Origin of the sequence: Ligilactobacillus sp. (assembly GCF_036846325.1) — a bacterium.
Classification (GTDB): Bacteria; Bacillota; Bacilli; order Lactobacillales; family Lactobacillaceae; genus Ligilactobacillus.
Genome location: NZ_DAIUCE010000120.1, coordinates 1 through 4,257, shown reverse-complemented (window position 1 = coordinate 4,257; position 4,257 = coordinate 1). Strand labels below are relative to the sequence as shown.

At 49.2% G+C, this 4,257-nt stretch carries 3 protein-coding genes; 2 read left to right on the top strand and 1 reads right to left on the bottom strand.

The window, feature by feature from the left end; genetic code table 11:
* Nucleotides 1–220: 220 nt before the first annotated feature.
* On the bottom strand, nt 221–1,060 hold the full coding sequence (locus tag V7Z60_RS08940) for a YitT family protein (protein ID WP_334117480.1): 840 nt from the start codon (nt 1,058–1,060) through the stop codon (nt 221–223).
* Nucleotides 1,061–1,156: 96 nt separating this feature from the next.
* Here V7Z60_RS08940 and V7Z60_RS08935 point away from each other — a divergent pair, with 96 nt between their 5' ends.
* Nucleotides 1,157–2,353 carry an MFS transporter gene (locus V7Z60_RS08935; RefSeq protein WP_334117479.1) on the top strand — a complete coding sequence of 399 codons (1,197 nt, stop codon included), beginning with the start codon at nt 1,157–1,159 and terminating at the stop codon, nt 2,351–2,353.
* A gap of 272 nt (nt 2,354–2,625) precedes the next feature.
* Complete coding sequence (gdhA, locus tag V7Z60_RS08930) at nt 2,626–3,960, top strand: NADP-specific glutamate dehydrogenase (RefSeq protein WP_334117478.1); 1,335 nt, start codon at nt 2,626–2,628, stop codon at nt 3,958–3,960.
* Nucleotides 3,961–4,257 lie beyond the last annotated feature (297 nt).

The window sequence follows — 4,257 nt, the reverse complement described above, 5'->3', positions numbered from 1 at the left end:
TCGGTCGTCCTCATGCTTGTGTACGGGCTCATGAGCGCTCGGCTCCACACCTTGCCTGATCCCGTAATCCCGTCTTGGCGCCCTGACTGGGCAGGCGGTGTGCAGCACTGCATTTTGAAAAAATGAAAAAACACCGGACAAAATCAGTCGGCTTTCGACTTCTCCTGTTCGGCATTTCATTTAATTCAAGGGTGAAAAAGGAGTTTTTCCCGTTCCCTTTCTAGATTCCAAACGTTCCGCCGTGGACCTTGACGACATTTGAGGCAACGATGAAGGCATTCGGATCGATATCGTGGATCCTGCTTATAAGTTTGCCGTACGAATCGTTGTCGACGACAGCCATGATCAGCTTTTTTTCATTGAGAGAGTATCCGCCGCGGACGTCAAAAATCGTCAGGGCATTGTCTGCATCCTCAAGCATGTTGCGGATTTCAGGCAGCTTGTCGTTGCTCATGACCTGAATCTGATATTTGTGATCGAGCCCTGATTCCATGTAGCGCATGACGAACAGAGAAACGAACAGTGAAAAAGCGGCCATGAAGAAGGCGTCAATGCCTGAAACGGGAATGTTGAACAGCGTCACGGTCATGTCAATGACGAGCAGGGAAACGGCCGGATTGATGTGGAAGTAACGTTCAATGATGATTGGAGGAACGGTCGTCCCGCCGCTGGCCGCATTGATGCGATAAAGCGCGGCCACTCCGATTGCTGAGAAGACTCCGCCGAGGATTACGGCCAAAAGCTTATCCGAAACGATCTCGAAGCTTGGCGTGACATAGATCAAAACGGGTAGAAGGTAGCTTCCGATGATGAACTTTTTGACGGTCTTCCAGTCGATGAAGATCCAGGCCAGAATCAGCATGAGGGTGTTGATGACAAGCACGCAGAGCGAACGGTTGAACCCGAAGGCTGCTTCGAGCAGGACTGCCATGCCCGTTGCGCCACCGGCAGCGATATTGATCGGCGCATAGAAGAAGTTGATCGAGACTGCGACGAGTTCAAGGGCGAAAAGGAAGATGAAGGCCCTGAACAGCGGATTTTTGACAAGTCTTTTTTTCATGAAAATGCCTCCTGAATAAAAAATATGGAAAATTGGTACCATTCAATATAAAATAATAGTTAGTTCATTAATTTTTGAAAGGATTTCTACTATAAGATGAGATACAGTGCTAAAAAACTGACTGCCCAATATGCCTTGACGCAGGCCGCATATTGGATGGTTTTTTGCGGTCTTTACACGTTTGCGACGGTCTATTTACTGAGCAAGGGACTGACAAGTTCTAAAATCGGCATCATCGTTGCCTGCGGAAACCTGCTTGGCTTCGTACTGCAGCCTTATATCAGCGGTCTGGCAGATCGCTTTGAAAATCTGACGCTGCACTACCTGGTCGAGGTGCTGATCGGCGTCATGATCCTGGCAATTATCTTATTGCTGGTTTTGCCGGACATGTTCGTCCTGATCTTCCTGCTTTACGTAGTGGCGGATGCGCTTTTGCAGGTCCTGCAGCCGTTGCTTAATTCGCTCAGCATCTATTATGTAAATGCAGGGATCAACGTCGACTTCGGCATTGCCCGCGGCATGGGGTCGCTTTCGTTTGCAGTCATGTCGTCCGTTCTGGGCGTCATGTGCGACAGATTCGGTGCAGACGTTTCGATGATTTCAGCCATCCTTCTTTTGATTGCAGTCTTCTGCCTGGTTCTTTCAATGCCGGTCATCAGGGCCTGTGATGAGAAGAAACAGGACAGGCCTTCAAGTCAGGGCAGCAGGCAGAAGATGGGCATCGTTTCCTTTATGATGCACTACAGGCGGTTCTCGATGGTTCTTCTGGCCTCTGTCCTGGTCTTTACGTTCCATAACATGTACAACACTTACCTGATTCAGGTGGTGAAGGGAATCGGCGGGACGTCGACCCAAATGGGAACGGCGCTGACTATCGCCGCCTGTTGTGAGCTTCCGGCAATGTTCGGCTTCTCGCTGATTGCCAGAAAATTTTCAAGTTCCAGGCTGATGATCTTTGCAACGGTCGTTTTTTCGATCAAGGCCTTTGCGACTTATTTTGCAGGCAACATCTTCGAGCTCTATGCTTCAATGGTGCTGCAGATGTTCTCATTTGCAATCATCACACCCGCTTCGGTTTATTACGTGAACGAAGTCATGGACGAAGAGCATCGTTATACCGGACAGGCACTGATGGTCGGAACGACGACCGTCAGCGGCGTGATCGGCAGTCTTCTGGGCGGCTTCGTCCTGGAAGCGACGAATTTCCACGTGATGCTGCTCGTCGGATGCTTCATTTCCGTTTCAGGGACAATTCTGATGATGCTGTCAGCGCGAAATGAAAAAGAAGATTAAAATGAAATTGGAACCGGATTAGCTGTTTGCTGATCCGGTTTTTTGCTTCTTTTACGGGCGAAACTGTCGAATTTGTCTGATTAAAGTTTCCTGATGCCTGGAAATACAGAGCTGCGGGACTTAAAAGACTGATTGTTCTAAAACAAGACAGAAAAACAAATGCTTGAAAATTAAAAATATGACAAGATAAAACTTGATTTCATTAACATTCTTAGTTTACAATAAAAAACGTCGAATAGCAAACCTCACACAACATGGAAGGATGGATGTTAATGTCTTATGTAGATGACGTTTTGACCAGAGTCGCAAAGCAGAATCCGGATCAGCCGGAATTCAACCAGGCCGTCACCGAGGTTCTGGAGTCCCTGCGCCCGGCAGTCGAGCAAAATGAAGAGCGCTATCGCAAGGAAGCGCTGCTTGAGCGTTTGACGACGCCGGACCGTCAGATTTTATTCCGTGTATCCTGGGTCGACGACAAGGGTCAGACCCAGGTCAACAACGCATACCGCGTGCAGTTCAACAATGCGATCGGACCATACAAGGGCGGGCTTCGCTTACACCCATCCGTCACGTTGAGCATCATAAAGTTCCTGGGTTTTGAACAGATTTTCAAGAATTCGCTGACCGGACTCCCGATTGGCGGCGGCAAGGGCGGATCCGACTTTGATCCAAAGGGCAAGTCAGATCGTGAAATCATGGCCTTCTGCCAGGCATTCATGACGGAACTTTACAAGCATGTCGGTGCAGACGTCGACGTGCCGGCCGGAGACATCGGAACCGGCGGTCGTGAAATCGGCTATCTGTACGGACAGTACAAGCGTCTGACGGGCAGATACGAAGGCGTTTTGACAGGCAAGGGGCTGACGTTTGGCGGTTCTCTGGCCAGAACGGAAGCAACCGGGTACGGATTGCTGTATTTGACGGACGAATTGCTGAAAGCTCACGGAAAAAGCCTTGAAGGCAAGACGGTCACCGTTTCTGGAGCAGGCAACGTTGCGATTTATGCAATCGAAAAGGCAGAACAGCTTGGCGGCAAGGTCGTAACGTGTTCCGATTCAACGGGCTGGATCTATGATCCGGACGGAATCGACGTTGAACTTTTGAAAGAAGTCAAGGAAGTAAAGCGTGCGCGCTTGACCGAATACAAGAAAGCACGCCCGAATGCCGAATATAATGAAGGAAGAGGCGTCTGGGGCGTTAAGACAGACGTTGCCCTGCCATGCGCAACGCAGAACGAGCTTGACGTTGATGATGCCAGAAAGCTCGTTTCAAACGGTGTCATCGCAGTTTGCGAAGGTGCCAACATGCCGACGACGCTCGAAGCAACGAAGTATCTTCAGGAGCAGGGTGTGCTCTTTGTTCCCGGCAAGGCATCAAATGCCGGCGGTGTGGCCGTTTCAGCACTTGAAATGAGTCAGAATTCGGAAAGACTCAGCTGGACGTTTGAGGAAGTCGATCGAAAATTAAGGGAAATCATGACAGATATCTATCAGAACATCAGTCAGGCTGCAAGGGAATATGGTCACGAAGATGATTTTGTGCTTGGCGCAAACATTGCCGGCTTCAAGAAAGTCGCAGAGGCGATGGAAACACAGGGAATCTATTGATGATGAGGTGTCGGACAAGACGGTCGCAGGCGACTGATTTTGTCCGGCATTTTTCATTTTTTCAAAATGCAGTGCTGAAAATCGCCTGCTCAATCAGGCAAGGTGTGAGAAGCAGCGCTCATGAGCCCGTAAAATTCAGCTCCCAATTACGGGCAAAAAGCTGATTTTTGAGATTTGCCCGTAAAATGTAAATCATCCGAGCCCCTTGTTCAAGACATGTTCCTTTCTCATCACTTTTGATTTTCATTGATATGTCATGGGCTGGATACCCGTCACTTTAGTGATGGGAGGAAAGCC

Bases quoted from the DNA above. Each gene is read 5' to 3' on its own strand.
- V7Z60_RS08940 (WP_334117480.1), bottom strand. From the start codon at position 1,060: ATGAAAAAAAGACTTGTCAAAAATCCGCTGTTCAGGGCCTTCATCTTC.
- V7Z60_RS08935 (WP_334117479.1), top strand. From the start codon at position 1,157: ATGAGATACAGTGCTAAAAAACTGACTGCCCAATATGCCTTGACGCAG.
- gdhA (WP_334117478.1), top strand. From the start codon at position 2,626: ATGTCTTATGTAGATGACGTTTTGACCAGAGTCGCAAAGCAGAATCCG.